The sequence below is a fragment of the Salinicola halimionae genome (assembly GCF_003206065.1).
GTDB classification, from domain to species: domain Bacteria; phylum Pseudomonadota; class Gammaproteobacteria; order Pseudomonadales; family Halomonadaceae; genus Salinicola; species Salinicola halimionae.
Genome location: NZ_PZJQ01000004.1, coordinates 689145 through 707448 on the forward strand (window position 1 = coordinate 689145; position 18304 = coordinate 707448).

14 protein-coding genes are annotated in these 18304 nt (G+C 61.0%); 5 read left to right on the forward strand and 9 right to left on the reverse strand.

Features of this window, described 5'->3' with window-relative positions:
* Nucleotides 1-20: 20 nt before the first annotated feature.
* The 5 genes from purB to DOM27_RS09020 form a co-directional block, all read right to left on the reverse strand.
* On the reverse strand, nt 21-1385 hold the full coding sequence (gene purB, locus DOM27_RS09000) for an adenylosuccinate lyase (protein WP_110656411.1): 1365 nt from the start codon (nt 1383-1385) through the stop codon (nt 21-23).
* 67 nt (nt 1386-1452) lie between these two features.
* Nucleotides 1453-2097, reverse strand: coding sequence for a high frequency lysogenization protein HflD (gene hflD, locus DOM27_RS09005; RefSeq protein WP_110655691.1), 645 nt, complete (start codon nt 2095-2097; stop codon nt 1453-1455).
* Nucleotides 2094-3380 (reverse strand): tRNA 2-thiouridine(34) synthase MnmA, encoded by a 1287-nt coding sequence (gene mnmA, locus DOM27_RS09010; protein WP_110655692.1) that lies wholly within the window; start codon nt 3378-3380, stop codon nt 2094-2096. The genes hflD and mnmA overlap by 4 nt, the downstream gene beginning before the upstream one ends.
* Before the next feature lie 174 nt (nt 3381-3554).
* Nucleotides 3555-4004, reverse strand: a complete 450-nt coding sequence (locus DOM27_RS09015) for an NUDIX domain-containing protein (RefSeq protein WP_110655693.1) — start codon at nt 4002-4004, stop codon at nt 3555-3557.
* Nucleotides 4005-4172: 168 nt separating this feature from the next.
* Nucleotides 4173-4775: a pseudouridine synthase gene (locus tag DOM27_RS09020; RefSeq protein ID WP_110655694.1), complete on the reverse strand. Its 603-nt coding sequence runs from the start codon at nt 4773-4775 to the stop codon at nt 4173-4175.
* A 274-nt stretch (nt 4776-5049) separates the two neighbouring features.
* Here DOM27_RS09020 and clpS point away from each other — a divergent pair, with 274 nt between their 5' ends.
* Both clpS and clpA read left to right on the forward strand, forming a co-directional pair.
* Complete coding sequence (gene clpS, locus DOM27_RS09025) at nt 5050-5379, forward strand: ATP-dependent Clp protease adapter ClpS (protein ID WP_245392654.1); 330 nt, start codon at nt 5050-5052, stop codon at nt 5377-5379.
* A gap of 120 nt (nt 5380-5499) precedes the next feature.
* Nucleotides 5500-7764 carry an ATP-dependent Clp protease ATP-binding subunit ClpA gene (gene clpA, locus DOM27_RS09030; protein WP_110655695.1) on the forward strand — a complete coding sequence of 755 codons (2265 nt, stop codon included), beginning with the start codon at nt 5500-5502 and terminating at the stop codon, nt 7762-7764.
* 178 nt (nt 7765-7942) lie between these two features.
* Here clpA and infA read toward each other — a convergent pair whose 3' ends face one another.
* From infA to aat, 3 genes are all read right to left on the reverse strand, one after another.
* Complete coding sequence (gene infA, locus DOM27_RS09035; RefSeq protein ID WP_013332816.1) at nt 7943-8161, reverse strand: translation initiation factor IF-1; 219 nt, start codon at nt 8159-8161, stop codon at nt 7943-7945.
* A 276-nt stretch (nt 8162-8437) separates the two neighbouring features.
* Entirely contained in the window at nt 8438-9196 is a 759-nt protein-coding gene (locus DOM27_RS09040) for an arginyltransferase (RefSeq protein ID WP_110655696.1), read from the reverse strand.
* On the reverse strand, nt 9193-9885 hold the full coding sequence (gene aat, locus DOM27_RS09045) for a leucyl/phenylalanyl-tRNA--protein transferase (protein ID WP_110655697.1): 693 nt from the start codon (nt 9883-9885) through the stop codon (nt 9193-9195). Before aat ends, DOM27_RS09040 begins: the two co-directional genes overlap by 4 nt.
* Nucleotides 9886-10042: 157 nt before the next feature.
* Between aat and DOM27_RS09050 the strand changes: the two genes are divergently transcribed.
* The 3 genes from DOM27_RS09050 (at nt 10043) to lolA (ending at nt 16792) form a co-directional block, all read left to right on the forward strand.
* Nucleotides 10043-12076 carry a methyl-accepting chemotaxis protein gene (locus DOM27_RS09050; protein WP_188113702.1) on the forward strand — a complete coding sequence of 678 codons (2034 nt, stop codon included), beginning with the start codon at nt 10043-10045 and terminating at the stop codon, nt 12074-12076.
* A gap of 212 nt (nt 12077-12288) precedes the next feature.
* Nucleotides 12289-15966 (forward strand): DNA translocase FtsK, encoded by a 3678-nt coding sequence (locus tag DOM27_RS09055; RefSeq protein ID WP_280952135.1) that lies wholly within the window; start codon nt 12289-12291, stop codon nt 15964-15966.
* 169 nt (nt 15967-16135) lie between these two features.
* Nucleotides 16136-16792, forward strand: a complete 657-nt coding sequence (lolA, locus tag DOM27_RS09060; RefSeq protein WP_110656413.1) for an outer membrane lipoprotein periplasmic chaperone LolA — start codon at nt 16136-16138, stop codon at nt 16790-16792.
* A gap of 131 nt (nt 16793-16923) precedes the next feature.
* On the opposite strand, the gene DOM27_RS09065 is transcribed toward lolA, so the two are convergent.
* Complete coding sequence (locus tag DOM27_RS09065; RefSeq protein WP_110655700.1) at nt 16924-18276, reverse strand: replication-associated recombination protein A; 1353 nt, start codon at nt 18274-18276, stop codon at nt 16924-16926.
* Between the last annotated feature and the right edge of the window lie 28 nt (nt 18277-18304).

Genomic DNA, 18304 nt, shown 5'->3' on the forward strand with positions numbered 1-18304 from the left:
GAGGTGTGCGTGTAGGAAGGTCAGAGCGCTTTGGCTTGATCGACGGCATTGCCGATGTAGGTTGCCGGTGTCAGCGTCTTGAGTTCGATCTTGACCTCGTCCGGCAACGCCAAGGTATCGATGAAGGCGGCAAAGCCGGCCTGGTCGATACGCTTGCCGCGAGTCAACTCCTTGAGCTTCTCGTAGGGCTTTTCGATTCCGTAACGACGCATCACGGTCTGAATCGGTTCGGCCAGCACTTCCCAGTTCTGGTCCAGATCGTCGTCGAGGCGTTGCGGATTGGCTTCCAGCTTGCCGATACCCTTGAGTGCGGCCTCATAGGCAATCAGCCCATACGCCAGACCGACGCCCAGATTGCGTAGAACGGTGGAGTCGGTCAGGTCGCGTTGCCAGCGAGAGATCGGCAATTTGCGCGCCAGATGATCCAGCAGGGCGTTGGCCAGCCCAAGGTTGCCCTCGGAGTTCTCGAAGTCGATCGGGTTGACCTTGTGCGGCATCGTGGAGGAGCCGATCTCGCCCGCGACGGTGCGCTGCTTGAAGTAGCCCAGCGAGATATAGCCCCACACATCGCGGTCGAAGTCGATCAGGATGGTGTTGAAGCGGCTGATCGCATCGAACAGCTCGGCGACATAGTCATGCGGCTCGATCTGAGTGGTATACGGATTGAAGGTGAGTCCCAGGGACTCGACGAAAATTTCGGCGTTCTCGGCCCAATCTATCTCGGGATAGGTGGCCAGATGCGCGTTGTAATTACCTACCGCACCATTGATCTTGCCCAGCAATTCGACCGATTCAATCTGGGTGAGTTGCCGCTGCAGGCGATAGGCAACGTTGGCCATCTCCTTGCCCAGCGTCGTGGGGCTGGCGGTCTGACCATGAGTCCGCGAGAGCATCGGCTGTTCGGCATGCTCGTGGGCCAGTCTGGTGATGGCCGCATGGACCTGACGCATGACCGGCAGCAGCGCCGCGAGACCGTCGCGCATCATCAACGCGTAGGAAAGGTTGTTGATGTCTTCGCTTGTGCAGGCAAAGTGCACGAATTCGGTGACGGCATGCAGCTCGGGCTGGTCGGCAATCGCTTCCTTGATGAAGTACTCGACGGCCTTGACGTCATGGTTGGTGGTGCGCTCGATGGTCTTGATACGCGCGGCATCGGCGATCGAGAATTCCTTGACCAGCTTATCCAGAAACGCTTGCGAGGCAGCGGAAAGCGGCGGTACTTCGCGGATGCCGGGGTGGGCCGCGAGCCGCTCCAACCAGCGCACTTCGACGGTGACGCGCGCACGGATCAGGCCGAACTCGCTGAAATGCTCGCGCAGCGGCGCAGCTTTGGTGGCATAACGGCCGTCGACGGGTGAAAGGGCGGTCAGTGCAGAGAGTTCGATCATCGTGGGTTCCCGAAACGTCGCGCGAGCAGAGAGTTCGCGGTGAAGAAGTACGTGCGAGTCGACGTCAATTGGCGTCGAGCTCGCGAAGGGTGCGTTTGATCGCACCGCGCTGGAAGATCAGGCGCCAGCGGCGGCCGCCTTGTTGGTGCCACAGTAATGCGAAGCGAACGCCGGCGAGCAGCGCAGTGCGAATACGTTCAGGCATGCTGGGGCTCTGCAGCAGGCTCGGCTCGCCCTGCACCACGATCCGGTACCGAAAGGTGGAAAGGGTCTCTTGGTAGAGCTCGCCCAGGCTTGCGATGACGTTCTCGTGCGTCTCGCCGAAATGTTGCGCTTGGCTCTGCACGCGCCCGAGGCGCTGACCGAGGGTGGCCATCATGGCATCGTCCTGGCGCAGCTTCTGCATCAGCAGAACCATCGAGAAACCGTAGCGCATCACTGCCGGTTGAGCTTGCTGTCGCGACATCACCGCCAGCAGAGTATCGACGCCTTGGCGCAGGTTGTTGTGATGACCGCCATAGATCGACTCGAAGTTCGGCGGGTCGGTGTCCAGCGTGGCGTGGATCAGCGTATTCCAGGCACGCTCGTCGCACTGTCCCGTGCGGGCGAGCTGATCGACCACGGTGGCGGCCTGAAAAACGCCGGCCAAGGCGAGCGCCTGGCGGCCGTTGCTGTCGAGCGGTGCCGATTGAATGGGCGTCGGATTCATGCCGGACGCTGACTCCCTGTCGTGGCGGTAGTCGCTGCGGTAGCCTTAGCGGTAAGGGAAGCGGCAACTGTCGCGGCGCCGGTAAGTTCGGCGACCGCCGCTGCATCGGCCGTCGCCGTGGCGCGAATGACCGCGCCGCCAAGGCATATCTCACCGTCGTAAAGCACGAGTGACTGTCCCGGGGTGACGGCTCGCTGTGGATCGTCGAAGCGAACTTCGAGTTCGCCGTCTGCCAGCAGCGTCAACTCGCAAGCGACATCCTGCTGGCGATAACGTGTCTTGGCGCTCAAGCGGCGTGTCTTTGGCGCTTCGCCGGCAATCCAGGCTGCCGGTTCGCAGTAGACGACATCGCTGTATAACAGAGGATGCTCGCCCTGAACCACGATCAGCACGTTGCGCTCGAGATCCTTGGCAGCAACGAACCAGGGATCCTCGCTGTGATCCTTGAGGCCGCCGATTCCCAATCCGCGACGTTGCCCCAGGGTGTAGTACATCAGCCCCATGTGGTCACCGATCGGATCGCCTTCCGGGGTTTCGATGCGGCCCGGCTGGGCCGGCAGATACTGCTGGAGAAAATCGCTGAAGCGGCGTTCGCCGATGAAGCATATCCCGGTGGAATCCTTCTTGCGCGCCGTCGCCAGCCCGTGACGTTCGGCCAGCGCTCTGACGGCGGGCTTTTCCAGTTCGCCGACGGGAAACAGCGTACGAGCGATTGCACTGCCGGGCACGGCATGCAGGAAGTAGCTCTGATCCTTGTTGACGTCCAGCCCTTTCAACAATTGCGCCTCACCGTCGCCTGTCGGACGCTGACGAACGTAGTGACCAGTGGCAATCCGGTCGGCACCGAGCATCTCGGCGTAGTCGAGGAACACTTTGAACTTGATCTCGCGGTTGCAAAGGATATCCGGGTTGGGCGTGCGTCCAGCCTGGTATTCCGCCAGAAAATGCTCGAAGACGTTGTCCCAGTATTCGGCGGCGAAATTGGCCGTGTGCAGCTTGATGCCGAGTGTCCCGCAGACGGCCTCGGCATCGGCCAGGTCGGCCATCGCCGTGCAGTAGTCTGTGCCGTCGTCTTCGTCCCAGTTCTTCATGAACAGGCCCTCGACATGATAGCCCTGCTCGATGAGCAGCAGGGCGGCCACGGAGGAATCGACACCGCCCGACATGCCGACGATGACTTTCCGGGCATCCTGGCGGGATGACGTATCTTCCTGACGGGGAGACGGCAGCGTGCCGTCGCTGGATGAGCGCACGGTATCGTTGGATGGGCTGGCTGAGGTCATGGTGACTCTCCGACAGTGGGCACATAGCGCCGGTGATCTGCACTCGGCACGGTTCTGCTGCCTGAATAAATGACCGGCGATTATAGCCGAAAGCAGGCTGTCGCATCGAGTCCGTCCGCAGGGCGCCGGCGAGACGAGTGACGAGGGCGTTCCCGACCGCGGGCGTCGCCGGTCTCAGCGCTCGCGAATGACCTCGAGCGGATAGCGGCGTCCGTCGCGTGCATCGCGCAATCGCTGCATCACGATGGGGGTGCGCAGTCGCCGGCTGCGGTCGAGGTCATCGATTTCGTCGAAGGTCAGCCAGTGCGCGCTGATGATCCCTTTGTCGAGAGCGTTGCCAAGATGCGCGAGCGGCAGGCTGAGGAAAGCGTGGCTATGAAAAGTGAGGCCGTCGGAGGTCTGGTGAACATAGAGGCCCAGGTAGTCGGTGATGGCGACCTGCCAGGCAGACTCTTCGCGAACCTCGCGCTCGGCGGCAGCGATGAGTCGCTCTCCGCGCTCCAGATGACCGGCGGGCTGGTTGAACAGACTGAACGGGCCGCCGCGATCCTCTTCCACCATCAGGTAACGACCGGCTCGTTCCACGACCACGGCAACGGTCACGCGGGGTGTCCAGCGATTCATGTGGTTTCTCCCAACTCAATGCGCCCAACTCGATACGCGGCCCTCGACACCGGGCCGCGGAGCTCACGCCGATCATACCCGGTCTGCGCCAATTCGAAAGTCCGCTAGCGGATATGCCGAAGCCGGATCGAATGTATGGCTATAGCCGCGGCAGGTAAGAGGAGCGCGTCAACGCTTGCGGCTCGGCTTGGAACGCTTGCTCGAGGCGCGTCGTGGAGGGCTCTGGGGTACGTTGACGGTTTCGCAGCGCCAGTTCCCGGGTTGCAGGTGGTCGAGACGCCACGGCCCGATCGCGGCACGGATCAGTCGGAGAGTGGGGTGGCCCACATGTGCTGTCATTCGCCGGACCTGTCGATTGCGGCCTTCACGAAGCTCGATCGCAAGCCAGGTCGTGGGTATCGATTCCCGAAAGCGCACCGGTGGATCGCGTGGTGGCGGCGCCGGTTGGGCCAGATACTGGACCTTGGCTGGCCGAGTCGGGCCGTCCTTCAAGGTGATGCCCTCGCGTAACGCCTTGAGCGCATCGTCGCTTGGCTCGCCCTCGACCTGTACCCAATACTGCTTCGGCAATTTATGGCGTGGATCACTGATGCGATGAATCAGGGCGCCGTCATCGGTCAGCAGCAGAAGCCCTTCAGAATCGTAATCGAGGCGTCCAGCGGGGTAGGCATCGGGAACGGGCAGGTAGTCCGCCAGCGTCGCCCGGCCCCGATCGTCGGTGAACTGGCAGAGCACTTGGTAGGGCTTATGCAGCAGATAGATTTGACTCATGCCGGGCGTTAACGATCCTTCGGACGAGACAGGTGGCACCAACCGTATTCTCGGATCGGCCATTGCCTGTCGGGACTATTTTTATCCAGGGCTTGCATACGCAATCGGTCGGCCGCATCTTCAGAGGAACCTCGGGTCTTCAATGGTATCCAATACCTCACTGAGTCCCGGCTTGATGTACCTGAGCCGATGCATCCAGGGATTCATCCATACTATGTCAGAGATCGTATATAAAGTGTCGTCCTACCCGTTTCGGAAATCGTCGAGCTTGGGTATGACGCGTCCTCCTGAGCCCGACCATCAGGAGCAGGGCGACGTCGCCGAGCAGGTATCGGACCCGCAGCTGGCGCCACCGCCCATGTACAAGGTCGTACTCTACAACGACGATTACACGCCAATGGAGTTCGTGGTCGAAATTCTACAGCGGTTCTTCGCCATGGATAGCGAAAAAGCGGTGCAGATAATGCTTGCCGTTCACACGCAGGGCAAGGCGACCTGCGGCATCTTTACCCGCGACATCGCGGAGACAAAGTGTCATCAGGTCAATGAATACGCCAGAGAGTGTGAGCATCCCCTCATGTGTGATGTGGATGCCGCAGAGTAGAGAAATCGATAGCGGACACATATCGTCGACGCTTTTGTCTGTGAAGACTTGCGAAACCGCTGATTGTGCCCGATTGTGAAAGTGCCGACCGATGCCCTCAGCGGCTAAAAGGGGACTGCCATGTTGAGTAAAGAACTTGAACTCACCCTGAACACGGCCTTCACCGTGGCGCGTTCAAAGCGACACGAGTTTATGACCGTGGAGCACCTGTTGCTGGCACTTCTCGATAATGCCTCGGCAGCCGATGTATTGAATGCCTGCGGAGCGAATCTGGAAAAGCTGCGTGCCGATCTACAGGACTTCATCAATTCCACGACCCCGCTGATTCCCGAAGAGCAGGAAGATCGGGAAACGCAGCCGACGCTGGGCTTCCAGCGCGTGCTTCAGCGTGCGGTCTTCCATGTCCAATCCTCCGGCAAGAGCGAAGTCACCGGCGCCAACGTGCTGGTGGCCATCTTCTCCGAGCAGGAAAGCCAGGCAGTCTACTTCCTCAAACAGCAGAGCGTGGCGCGCGTGGACGCGGTGAACTACATCGCCCACGGCATCTCCAAGGTGGCCGGCCATGGTCAATCGCAGCAGCCGTCGTCGGAGTCCGAAGAGGGTGAAGAAGCGGCCGGCGAAAGCGGTCAGAGCCCGCTCTCCAACTATGCCACTAACCTTAACGATCAGGCGCGCCTGGGCAAGATCGATCCGTTGATCGGACGTGATCACGAACTCGAACGCGTGGTGCAGATCCTGGCGCGCCGGCGCAAGAACAACCCGCTGTTAGTGGGTGAGGCCGGGGTGGGCAAGACGGCCATCGCCGAAGGCTTGGCCAAGCGTATCGTCGAGGAGGACGTGCCGGACGTCATTGCCGATGCAGTCGTCTACTCGCTCGACATGGGGGCGCTGTTGGCAGGCACCAAGTACCGCGGTGACTTCGAAAAGCGGTTGAAAGGACTGTTGGCCGAACTGCGCAAGCAGGACAACTCGATTCTGTTCATCGACGAAATTCATACGGTGATCGGCGCTGGCGCCGCTTCCGGCGGCGTCATGGATGCCTCGAATCTGCTCAAGCCGTTGCTGTCCTCGGGTGAGCTGCGCTGTATCGGTTCGACGACGTTTCAGGAGTTTCGAGGCATCTTCGAGAAGGATCGTGCGCTGGCGCGCCGCTTCCAGAAAGTGGATGTGCCGGAACCGACCGTCGATGACACCATCCGCATTCTCAAGGGATTGCGAGGTCGCTTCGAGGAACATCATCAGTTGAAGTACACCGATGCCGCATTGGAAAGTGCTGCACGGCTGGCGGATCGCTACATCAACGACCGTCACCTTCCCGACAAGGCGATCGACGTCATCGACGAGGCGGGAGCCCATCAGCGCCTGTTGCCGCCGGAAGCGCGCATCGCCACGATCGATGTCGAGCAGGTCGAGGCCGTGGTGGCTTCCATCGCGCGGATTCCGCCCAAGAGTGTCTCCAGTTCGGATCGCAAGCTGCTCTCTAATCTGGAGCGTGATCTGAAGATGCTGGTGTTCGGGCAGGACGAGGCGATCACGAGTCTCTCCGCCGCGATCAAGTTGTCGCGCGCCGGGCTCAAGTCGCCGGACAAACCGGTGGGCAGCTTCCTGTTCTCCGGCCCGACCGGTGTGGGCAAGACCGAGGTGGCGCGTCAGCTGTCGTTGCTGATGGGGATCGAGCTGGTACGCTTCGACATGTCGGAATACATGGAGCGACATACGGTATCGCGATTGATCGGTGCGCCTCCGGGTTATGTAGGCTATGACCAGGGCGGTCTGCTGACCGAGGCGATCACCAAACAGCCGCACTGCGTATTGCTGCTGGATGAGATCGAGAAGGCGCATCCGGAAGTCTTCAATCTGCTGTTGCAAGTAATGGACCATGGCCGCTTGACCGATAATAACGGCCGTGAGGCGGATTTCCGTCACGTGATCGTGATCATGACGTCGAATGCGGGTGCCGAGCAGATCTCTCGCCGTTCTATCGGTTTCCAGAACCAGGACCATTCGACCGATGGCATGGAGGTGATTCGTCGCACGTTCACGCCGGAGTTCCGTAACCGCCTCGACGGGATCATTCAGTTCCATGGTCTCGAGCCGTCCATCGTACGTAATGTCGTCGACAAGTTCCTGGTCGAACTACAGGCGCAGCTGGATGAGAAGCGGGTACAGCTGGACGTGGATGACGATGCTCGTGTGTGGCTTGCCGAGAAGGGTTACGATCGGGAGATGGGGGCACGTCCGATGGCTCGTGTCATTCAGGAGAAACTCAAGAAGCCGCTGGCCGAGATGATCCTGTTTGGCGAACTGGCCGAGAACGGCGGCCTGGTGCATGTGCGCGTCGACAACGACGAACTGCAGCTGGAAACCGAAGCCGAAATAGCCTGACGCAAAGCAATGGTCCATCGTTAGCAAAAGACAACGCCTCGCCATGGTCAACATGGCGAGGCGTTTTTGATTCGTGCCGTCATTTGCGTCGTCTACCTGACGTGGGGCTCGCTGTCAGAGACTTTACCGGAAGTCGAGAGACCGCTTTAGCAGGGCGCAGTCGAGCAGGGTCGCGATATCAGCGAGAGCGGTAGACGATGCGGCCTTTGGAAAGGTCGTAGGGAGTCAGCTCTACCTTGACCTTGTCACCGGTCAGAATACGAATGTAGTTCTTGCGCATCTTGCCGGAAATATGCGCGGTCACGACATGGCCGTTTTCCAGTTCAACGCGGAACATGGTGTTGGGAAGCGTGTCGACGACGACGCCTTCCATTTCGATGTGATCTTCTCGTGCCATATAGGCGATCCCTCTTGACGTTTTGAGCTAGGGCTTGATGAGGGCCTGGCATGGCGCCTCGCGGGCAGCAATCGACGTCATATGACGCGAACAGCAGTGTCGCCATCCACGTTATCATCGAGCCGGCCCGCAATTGGGCCTCTGAAGTGCGCGATATTATGGGCTATCTCGCCGGGGAAGGCAAAAATACGCTTGAAAGCGGGCTAAAGGTGATTTGCGGACGAGAACACCGTCTGGTTTCCATCGTCGTTTGTCGTTTGTCCGGGCCTTATCCCTCTAGGCCAACGCTATCGCCGGAACCATGCGCTGCCAGCGTCCGCCATTGAGATATTCGAGCGGTTGATAGTCCTGCTTGTAACGCATTTTCTGGCTGGCCTGGATCCAGTAGCCCAGATAGACATGGGGCAGATGGCGTTCACGCGCTAGTTCGAGCTGGCTGAGAATGGCGAAGCTGCCCAGCGAGCGTCGTTCGAATATGGGGTCGGGATCGAAGAAGGTGTAGATCGCGGAGAGTCCGTGGCCCAGAAGATCGGTGGCGGCCACTGCTATCAGATGCTCGCCCAGTCGAAACTCCAGCAACTTGGCGAACGGATGCGTCTGGGTCAAGAACATCCGGTACTGCTCCCGGCCGGGCGGAAACATGTCTCCATCGGCATGACGGGCACGAATATAGCGGGCGTAAAGCGCATAGTGTTGCTCGTCGAATTCGGTCGGTCGCAGTCTCAGCGTCAGATCTCGGTTGCGATTGATCAGTTTGCGCTGGGTTCGCGAAGGCGCGAAATCATCGACCGGTATCCTGACCGATGTGCAGGCGCTGCAGGTCTCACAATGGGGGCGATAGAGATTGCTGCCGCTGCGTCGGAAACCCAGCAGCGTGAGTGCATCGTAGACTTCCGAGGCTACGGTTTCCTGGGGATCAAGAAATAGCGTTGTCGCTTCCCGGCCTGGCAGGTAACTGCAAGGATGCGGCACCGTCAGGAAGAAACGAAGATCACGTGTCTGAGGCTGAGGGCCATTCGCGTTGTTGCTACTCACGGTGGCTCCGTTGGCCAAAGATCGGCCGGGTTGGGTGCGTTGACGTTGTCCTCAAGATAGTTGATGAACGTCCCCCGAGCGATATCTCTCGCCCCCATGCTGGCCAGGTGCGGGGTGTGCATCTGGCAGTCGATCAATGCAAAGTCACGCTGGCGGAGCTCGTGAGCCAGCTGAACCAGCGCTATCTTCGAGGCATCGGCGGCGCGGCTAAACATCGACTCGCCGAAGAAGATTCGACCGATCGACAGTCCGTAGAGCCCGCCGACCAAGGTCTCCTCTTGCCAGACTTCCACGCTGTGCGCGTGTCCCAGATGGTGCAGGTTTTCATAGGCCAGACGCATGGCGTCGTCGATCCAGGTGCCTCCGGTTTCGGCGCGGGTCTCGGCGCAGGCGGCGATGACCTGCTCGAAGGCTCTGTCGTACGTCACCGTGAACCCTCCATTGCGTAGGCGTTTGGAAAGGCTTCGGCGAACTTTGATCTCTTCGAGAAACAGCACCATGCGGGGGTTGGGCGACCACCACAGAATCGGCTGACCCTCGGCGTACCAAGGAAAAATGCCGTGACGATAGGCGTTCAACAGCCATTCAGGCGTCAACGCGCCGCCAGCGGCGAGCAGGCCATCCGGATCATCGAGAGCCTGGTTGACCGGAGGGAAGGCGACGATGTGGGGCGGTAGCCAAGGCAGCATGCATCACGACCGAATGGAAAAAGCAGAATAAAAGGCCTAACAGCATAACAACGCTGCTCTCATCTTGCGCGATGTGCATTTTTTATCATGACCATTATCAAGATTGACGATGTTACCGCCGATACAGGACTCGACTACTCAACTTGCGGAAAGACTCATGGCTGCACTTCGACAGCGTCTTCGCCATGCCAGTATCGGTATCAAACTGGCTTCCATCGTTGCCTTGTTACAGGTCGCCGTGCTCATGGGGTTGGCCTTCGCCATGGCCCAGTCGAGCACGACGCAGCTGCGTGCAGCTACCCAGCACGAGCTGCAGACTCAACAAGACTCCATCACCGACATGCTGTCGCTGTTCGATTACAGCCTGCAACAGCAGGCCGATCGATTTCTCAATATTTTCTCTGATCAGTATTCGGGACGGTTCGCGTTGAGCCCCGATCAGAAGGTGGAGGTTTCGGGGCGCCAGACCCCGACGTTGAAAGATGGGCTGGAAGTGCTCAACGATAACACCTGGAAACTCGATCGTTTCACCGCTCAGACCGGTACGCCCGCGACGATTTTTGCACGTGATGGAGACGATTTCGTGCGTGTCTCCACCTCTCTCAAGAATGAGGAGGGCGAGAGGGCGATGGGCACGTTGCTCAAGCGTGACTCGAAGAGCTATGCCAAATTGATGGCGAATGAGTCCTACATCGGCCTTGCCAATCTATTCGGGACCTCCTACATCACCAAGTATCAGCCGATTCAGGATGGCGATGGCAAGGTGGTCGGAGCGCTGTTCGTAGGGGTCGACGTCAGCGCAGAGATGGCACAGGTGCAGGATCGCATTCGCGAAATGGGCATCGGCGATGCAGGCTACACCATGCTGATCTCGACGGCGGGCGACGCGCGAGGACAGGTCATCGCCGGTGGGCCTTACGAGGGGCAGAATCTATTGAGCGGTGACCTGAGCGAGATCTACACCCCGCTCTTCGAGCAGTCGTCCGGCGAGATCGACTATGAGGCCAGCGACGGCGACGAACGGTTGGTCTCCTACTCGCGCTATACGGATTGGCAGTGGGCCGTAGCCGGCTCGGTTTCGGTGGACGAGATCCAGGCCGGGGTCATTGCGGCGCGCGATCGCTTCCTGCTGATCGCCCTGGGATTGGCGGCGGCACTGAGCCTCGCGCTCTACTGGATCGTCAAACGCGTGGTGACCCGGCCGATGAATCGTGCGGTGGGCTTGGCCCAGGCGCTGGCGCAGGGAGACCTGTCACAGCGTATCGACACGCGTCGGGGTGACGAGATCGGTCAACTGATCGCCGCCATGAACGGTATCGGCGACGGGCTGGAGCGCATCGTCGGCCAGGTGCGCGGCGCGGTCGCGTTGACGGAAAACCATACTCGAGAGCTGGCATCCGGGAATGCCGAGCTGGCATCGCGCACCGAATCCCAGGCGGCGAGCCTCGAGGAGACTGCTGCCAGTACCGAAGAAATCAATGCGACGGTGCGCCAGAATGCGCAGCGAGCGCAAGAGAGTGACGAGCAGGCGCAGCGTACGGCGCAGGCTGCCGGTAAAGCGCAGAGCACGGTCGAGGCCACGGCCGATGCGATGCAGCGTATCGTCGCTATGGCCCGGCAGATATCCGAGGTGGTGGGCGTGATCGATGGCATCGCGTTTCAGACCAATCTATTGGCGTTGAATGCTTCCGTCGAAGCCGCTCGGGCCGGCGAGCAAGGCAGAGGGTTTGCCGTGGTGGCCCAGGAGGTGCGTAGTCTCGCGGAACGCTGCGCGACCTCGGCGCAAGAGATCAAGGCGCTGATCGGGCGCACCGTCGATGAGGTCGACAGCGGCAACTTGCGAGCCGTCGAGGCGGGGGAGCGCGTTGCCGAAATCGTCTCCCAGGTGGAGCGCATCAGCACATTGATCTCGGAGATCCGTCTGGCATCCGAAGAGCAATCCCACGGCATCGAACAGATCAACGTGGCGATTTCGCAGATCGACGAAAGCACGCAGAGTAATGCGGCGCTGGTGCGACAGTCCCATGCATCGACCCAGCAGCTGAGCGAGCAGAGTCGCGGTTTGGCGGATACCGTTGCCCTGTTCCGCCTGCGTCACACTTCCCAGGTGGGTACCGATGAGCCCGGAACGGCTCCGCGAGTGGCCGGCATCGAGCAGCGGACGATGGTGGAGGATACTTCGCCTGCCTGAATCGGTACGGCAGCAATCCGTAATGCTGCGAGCTCGCAGCGCCCCCTGTGATGTCGGCTCTGCCCCCGGTATGATGGCGACTCGAAGAAGCCGGACCCGCCAGTGGGTTCGGCCGCTGATCGCCAATGCCGCGAGCGGAATGGAATGCCGCCAGCGGCGTGGCAGTTGATTGTGCTACGCCACGCCAGACCAGGCGCGAGGGGGTTGATCATTTGAGTGCCAAGAGTTCGGCCAAGAAGAGCCGTCGTTCATCAACGCAAGCGCAAGCCAGGGAGCAGGCCCGCCACGTGATCATGCGCCTCCAGGGTGTGACTCGCGAGGGTGCGGTGATCCTGCTGCTCGCTATCTGCGTCTTTTTGCTGTTGGCGCTGTTCAGCTACACGCCGACGGATCCGGGGTGGTCGCACAGCGGGCCGGATCAATCCGTCTCCAACTGGATGGGCAGGATCGGCGCCTGGCTATCCGACGTTCTCTATTCCCTGTTCGGTGCCAGCGCGTTGTGGTGGCCTGGCATGTTCGGGCTAGGCGCATGGCGATTGATGCGCCAGGCGCAGGTTCAGATCGCCTGGGACCCAGTCGCTCTGGCCGTTCATACCGGCGGTCTGTTGCTGCTGTTGATGAGCACCACGACACTGGGTGATCTGCATTTCTACAATGCGGCCAGCGAACTCCCCAACCAGGCAGGCGGTATTCTGGGGCGAGGCATTGCCGGCTCTCTCACCTCGCTGGTAGGAGTAAGAGGGACCACGCTGATCGCCATTGCCGCTTTCATGTCAGGGTTCACTCTGTTTTCCGGGATGTCCTGGTTGACGGTGATGGACGAACTCGGCAGTTCGCTCAGTCGACTGTTCCACTGGACGAAAGCTCGCGCTGGCGAGCGGCGTGAGGTTCGCGAGACCCGCCGGATCGACAGGGCCGAGGCGCGTCGCGAAGCGTCCGTCGAGACTGCGGGTACCGAACGTGACGATGAGGAAGATTCGTCCGTCGAAGACGATGCGCCACGCAAGACGGCGTGGTGGGCGCGCTGGTTACCCTGGCGCTGGTTATCCTGGACTAAGGCGCCGGACCTGGAGCAGTGGGACGACGATGATATCGGATACGCTCGCCAGGCCCGTCAAGAGCCCGCGTGGGAGAACGCTGTCGGTGCGACCGAAGGCGCCGAGCGTCGTGAATCCTCCCTCTGGCGGCATGATGGACGTACGGATATTCCGTGGGACATTCCGGCTCGGACGCCGTCGGCCAAACGTCCGGAAGCCTCCTATACCGCGAGACAGCAGCGCGACGAGGCGCGTGAACCTACCTTGGGTTCCGTGCCGTTGGAATCCACACCAGCCCATGACTCCGAGCCGACTCCCAGGCGCACTGCGGTAGCCTCGCGATCGATCGACGAGCCTGCCGTGCGATCGTCCGACGGCGAGTCGTCGAGCAGAATCTCTGCTCTCGATCCGGAGCCGGGCATGGCGACAGGATCGTTGGCGGCTTCTGAGGCGGCGCATGACGAGTCCGCGGCCAACGCTCAGCCGCAGTCACGACCCCGGGCGGATAGCTCGACGTTCCGTGCCGATGTCACGCGGCGGCGTATTCCGGATGCTTTCCAGGCACCCGCTGGTGCGCCCTCGGCCACCCCGGACAACGCAGGAATCTCCTCGCGAGACGACGACATGGGTGCCGTCGAGGAGCAGGGCTTCGGTGAAGAGACAGGTATTGGCGAGGATACCCACGAGAAGAACCGTGCTTTCGAAGAGAGTCGACGCCCAGTGGCTGCTTCTTGGCAGTCTCGGGATGATGAAGACCGGATGTCGACCACGGGCGAGTCCGGGCTCGCTGCAGACGATGACGAAGTGCCGACTCAGCAGTGGGGAATTCGTCCCGAGCGACATGAGCCCGAATCGAACTGGCAGTCGGCAGACGTTTCCGTCGATGATGAATCGGACGCGGCACCAGCAGAAACGGCTTTGCCTCGGTCGGAGAAGGCGGCGCGCGATCGCCTCGGCATCAACTGGGATGAAACCGAAGCCGAGAGTGGCGTGAGACCCATGGACCCGATCCCTTCCGTGGCGCCGGTTCACGAGTCGGCTAGACTTGGTGCCGATGCCCCGCCGCGCCGTCAGGAGCCGCGTTTCGACATCGAGGACGATGCCGATGCGGTGAGCGAGAACGGAAGCGAATTCGCCGGCCTTTCGCCATCATCCCAGCAATCGCCGACACCTCAGCATTCGCCGGCATCTCAGCATTCGCCGGCATCTCAGCACTCGCCGTCAGCTCCGGCATCTAGCGTAGCCACGGCGGCGCAGGCCAGGACCGCGGCCGGGGACCAGCCGACGCTATGGACGGTCGAGCATCTGCAGAGCCAGCGTCCGGTGATGGATGACATGCCGGAGCCGAGTGGCGATCTGCCTTCGATTCGCCTGACCACGCCCGCCGATCCGGAGCAGCCGAACTATACCCCCGAGCAATTGGAGGATATGGCGGAGCTGCTCGAAATGCGTCTGCGTGAATATGGCGTCAAGGCGGAAGTGGTCGAGACTTGGCCGGGTCCGGTCATTACCCGCTTCGAGATTCGTCCGGCGGCGGGGGTGAAGGTCTCCAAGATCAGCAACCTGGCCAAGGATCTGGCGCGTTCGTTGATGGTCAAGAGCGTGCGTGTGGTCGAGATCATTCCCGGCAAACCGACGGTGGGCATCGAAATTCCCAATCCCAACCGGGCGATGATCCGTATTCGCCAGGTGCTGGATTCCGACGTCTATCAGAACGCGGAATCTCCGGTCACGTTGGCCTTGGGCCAGGATATCGGTGGCAAGCCGGTGGTCGCCAACCTCAACAAGATGCCTCATCTGCTGGTCGCCGGTACCACGGGGTCGGGTAAATCGGTAGGTATCAATACCATGCTGGTGTCGATGCTGCTCAAGGCGACGCCGGACGAAGTCCGCATGATCATGGTCGATCCCAAGATGCTCGAGCTGTCGGTCTACGACGGTATCCCGCATCTGCTGGCGCCGGTCGTCACCGACATGAAGGAAGCTGCCAACGCGCTGCGCTGGTGTGTCGCCGAGATGGAACGGCGTTACAAGCTGATGGCGGCAATGGGTGTGCGCAACATTGCCGGGTTCAATGCCAAGCTCGACGAAGCCGAGCGTCACGGGGCGCAGGTTCAGGATCCGATGTGGGAGCCGCAGCCGTGGGAAATGCATCAGCCGCCGCCGACGCTCGCGAAGCTGCCTTATATCGTCGTGGTGATCGACGAATTTGCCGATATGTTCATGATCGTCGGCAAAAAGGTCGAAGAACTGATCGCGCGTCTGGCCCAGAAGGCGCGAGCGGCGGGCATTCACCTGATACTGGCGACCCAGCGGCCGTCGGTCGACGTGGTCACCGGTTTGATCAAGGCCAACATTCCGACACGTATGGCGTTCCAGGTTTCGTCCAAGATCGACTCACGTACGATTCTTGACCAAGGTGGCGCCGAGAATCTGCTGGGCCACGGCGACATGCTCTATCTGCCGGCCGGTGCCGGTATGCCACAGCGCGTTCACGGCGCGTTCGTCGACGACGATGAGGTGCATCGTATCGTCGAGGACTGGAAACGCCGCGGCGAACCGGAGTACATCGAGGAAATTCTGTCGGGCGGTGTCTCCGCCGACGCCTTGGCTGGCCTCGAGGCCGATGGCGGTGACGGCGATGACGCCGAGCAGGACGCGCTTTACGACGAGGCCGTGCAGTTCGTCACCGAGACGCGACGCGCCTCGATTTCCGCCGTGCAGCGTCGTTTCAAGATCGGCTACAACCGCGCTGCGCGGCTGGTCGAGGCGATGGAGCAGGCCGGCGTCGTCACCTCGATGGGTAACAACGGCTCACGCGAAGTGCTCGCGCCGCCACCCGTCGGTCACTGAACGGCCACTCACGGCCACTCACGGCCACGGGGCAGCTAAACCCCGTGGCCGTTTTGTTGTCCAACGATTCAACACGTCGAATAAAAGCTACTGATTCATGATCGTCGACCGAGATTTGTCGATTCACGGCTCGCCGTTTCAAGACTCTTTGTTTCAAGAAGGAATATCCATGCGCAAGATGAAGACGTTGGTCGCCGCCGGGGCCCTATTGCTGGCGCCGGTATTGATGACCCAGACGGCAATGGCTGATCAGGCCTCCGCCGACCGCCTGACGCATCTGCTGGAGCCGCTGAAGACTTATTCGGCGGATTTCGAGCAGCAGATCCTGGATGCGTCGGGATCGAGCCTGCAGGACACCAGCGGTCACATGTGGCTGTCGCGGCCGGGACATTTCCGCTGGGAGGTGAACGAGCCCTATCGCCAGTTGGTCGTGTCCGATGGCGATGAAGTCTCGCTGTACGACCCGGACCTGGAACAGGTCACCATTCAGCCGCTCGACGACCGTGTTACGCACACGCCGGCGTTGTTGCTGTCGGGGAGCGCTTCGGAGCTGGCCGAGAACTACGACGTATCACGGCAGCAGCAAGGTGCCAGCGAGACCTTCACTCTGGTCCCGCAGGCTAATGACACCTTGTTCGAGCAGCTCAAGCTGACCTTCTACAGCGAGCAGCTCGACGCCCTGCAGATGACCGACAGCACCGGACAGCGCACGGCGATCGACTTTGACAACGCCGAGACCAATACCGATATCGACCCGGCGCAGTTCCAGTTCCAGGCCCCCGACGGCGCGGACGTTATCCGCGAGCAGGCACCAGCGACACCGTGACCGGCTCATTCGTCGACTGACTCGCCCCCGTCGTGGATTTCACGACGGGGGCGAATTTCTTTGTGCGGGAGACATTGGCTCGCTCGAACGGCGTAGAAACGAATACGTTTCATCTGGCCGGGGCTCGTTGATCAGGACTCGTCGTCCGCCTGTCGATCCAGATCCTCGCGCCAAGCCTGTATCTGCTGGAAGCGCTTTTCGTGACCCAACTCGCTGGGGGCGTAAAAGTGTGTTCTAGGTAAGTTCTGTGGCCAACAGTCGTGGGCACTGCCGGCAGGGTAGCCGTTGGGTTCGTCGTGAGCGTAGCGGTAGCCATCGCCGTAACCCAGCGACGACATCAGCTTGGTTGGGGCGTTGCGCAAATAGACCGGCACTTCGAGATTGGGGTGCTCTGCGACGAAAGCCTTGGCCTGACTCCAGGCCTGATCGATGCGATTGCTCTTCGGGGCGACCGCCAGGTGGATCGCAGCATGGGCAATAGCGCGCTGACCTTCGTGATCGCCGAGTCGCAGGTAGGCATCCCACGCCGCTATCACCAGCGGCAGCGCGCGCGGATCGGCATTGCCCACGTCTTCCGAAGCGATCGCCGCCAGACGCCGGACGATATCCAACGGATCGCCACCGCCGCTGATGAACTGGGCGATGTATAGAAGGGCTGCGTCGGGTCGCGAGGAGCGGATCGACTTGTGGATAGCCGATAGCAGGTCGTAATAGTGCTCACCCTGCTTGTCGAAGGCGGCGGCTTGATGGCCGATGACCTCGATCACCGCATCGCGATCGAGATGCTCGCCGTGCTCGTCGATCTTGACGAAATCACAGGCGGTTTCCAGCAGGCCCAGAGCGCGCCGAGCATCGCCGGTGGCAGCTCGCGCCAGAATCGACAGCGTGTCGTCACTGGCGCGAATGTTGCGCTGTCCGAGACCTAGCGTCTCGTTGGCGAGCGCACGCTTCAGTACGGTGATCAGCTCGTTGTCATCGAGTGCTTTCAGCACGTAGACCCGAGCCCGCGATAGCAGCGCGGAGTTGACTTCGAATGACGGATTTTCGGTAGTCGCGCCGATCAGCGTCAGCAGTCCCGATTCGACGTGAGGGAGCAGGGCGTCCTGCTGACTCTTGTTGAGGCGATGAATCTCGTCGAGAAATAACAGTGTCTGACGCTCGCGCATCTGTCCTTCGCGGGCTCTTTCGACTGCTGCGCGGATCTCCTTGACCCCGGCCATGACGGCGGAGAGCTGTTCGAGCCTGGCGCCGGAGGCCTCGGCGAGAATTTCGGCCAAAGTCGTCTTGCCGACACCCGGCGGGCCCCACAGGATCATCGAGCGCACGCTGGCAGTCTCGGCCATGCGGCGTAGCGGTTTGCCGGGGCCTACCAGCGCCTGCTGGCCGACGTAGTCTTCCAGTTGGCGCGGTCGCATGCGGTAGGCGAGAGGCGCGTTGTCCGGCTGGGTGTCGCCTTGAGAGGCGTCGTCGGCAAAAAGATCCATGGCATCATCCAAGACTGGCGGTGGGCAT

Coding starts and splice junctions, on each gene's coding strand:
- DOM27_RS09015 (WP_110655693.1), bottom strand. CDS start 4,004: ATGAATCGCTGGACACCCCGCGTGACCGTTGCCGTGGTCGTGGAACGA.
- DOM27_RS09065 (WP_110655700.1), bottom strand. CDS start 18,276: ATGGATCTTTTTGCCGACGACGCCTCTCAAGGCGACACCCAGCCGGAC.
- mnmA (WP_110655692.1), bottom strand. CDS start 3,380: ATGACCTCAGCCAGCCCATCCAACGATACCGTGCGCTCATCCAGCGAC.
- hflD (WP_110655691.1), bottom strand. CDS start 2,097: ATGAATCCGACGCCCATTCAATCGGCACCGCTCGACAGCAACGGCCGC.
- infA (WP_013332816.1), bottom strand. CDS start 8,161: ATGGCACGAGAAGATCACATCGAAATGGAAGGCGTCGTCGTCGACACG.
- DOM27_RS09020 (WP_110655694.1), bottom strand. CDS start 4,775: ATGAGTCAAATCTATCTGCTGCATAAGCCCTACCAAGTGCTCTGCCAG.
- DOM27_RS09050 (WP_188113702.1), top strand. CDS start 10,043: ATGGCTGCACTTCGACAGCGTCTTCGCCATGCCAGTATCGGTATCAAA.
- clpS (WP_245392654.1), top strand. CDS start 5,050: ATGACGCGTCCTCCTGAGCCCGACCATCAGGAGCAGGGCGACGTCGCC.
- aat (WP_110655697.1), bottom strand. CDS start 9,885: ATGCTGCCTTGGCTACCGCCCCACATCGTCGCCTTCCCTCCGGTCAAC.
- clpA (WP_110655695.1), top strand. CDS start 5,500: ATGTTGAGTAAAGAACTTGAACTCACCCTGAACACGGCCTTCACCGTG.
- lolA (WP_110656413.1), top strand. CDS start 16,136: ATGCGCAAGATGAAGACGTTGGTCGCCGCCGGGGCCCTATTGCTGGCG.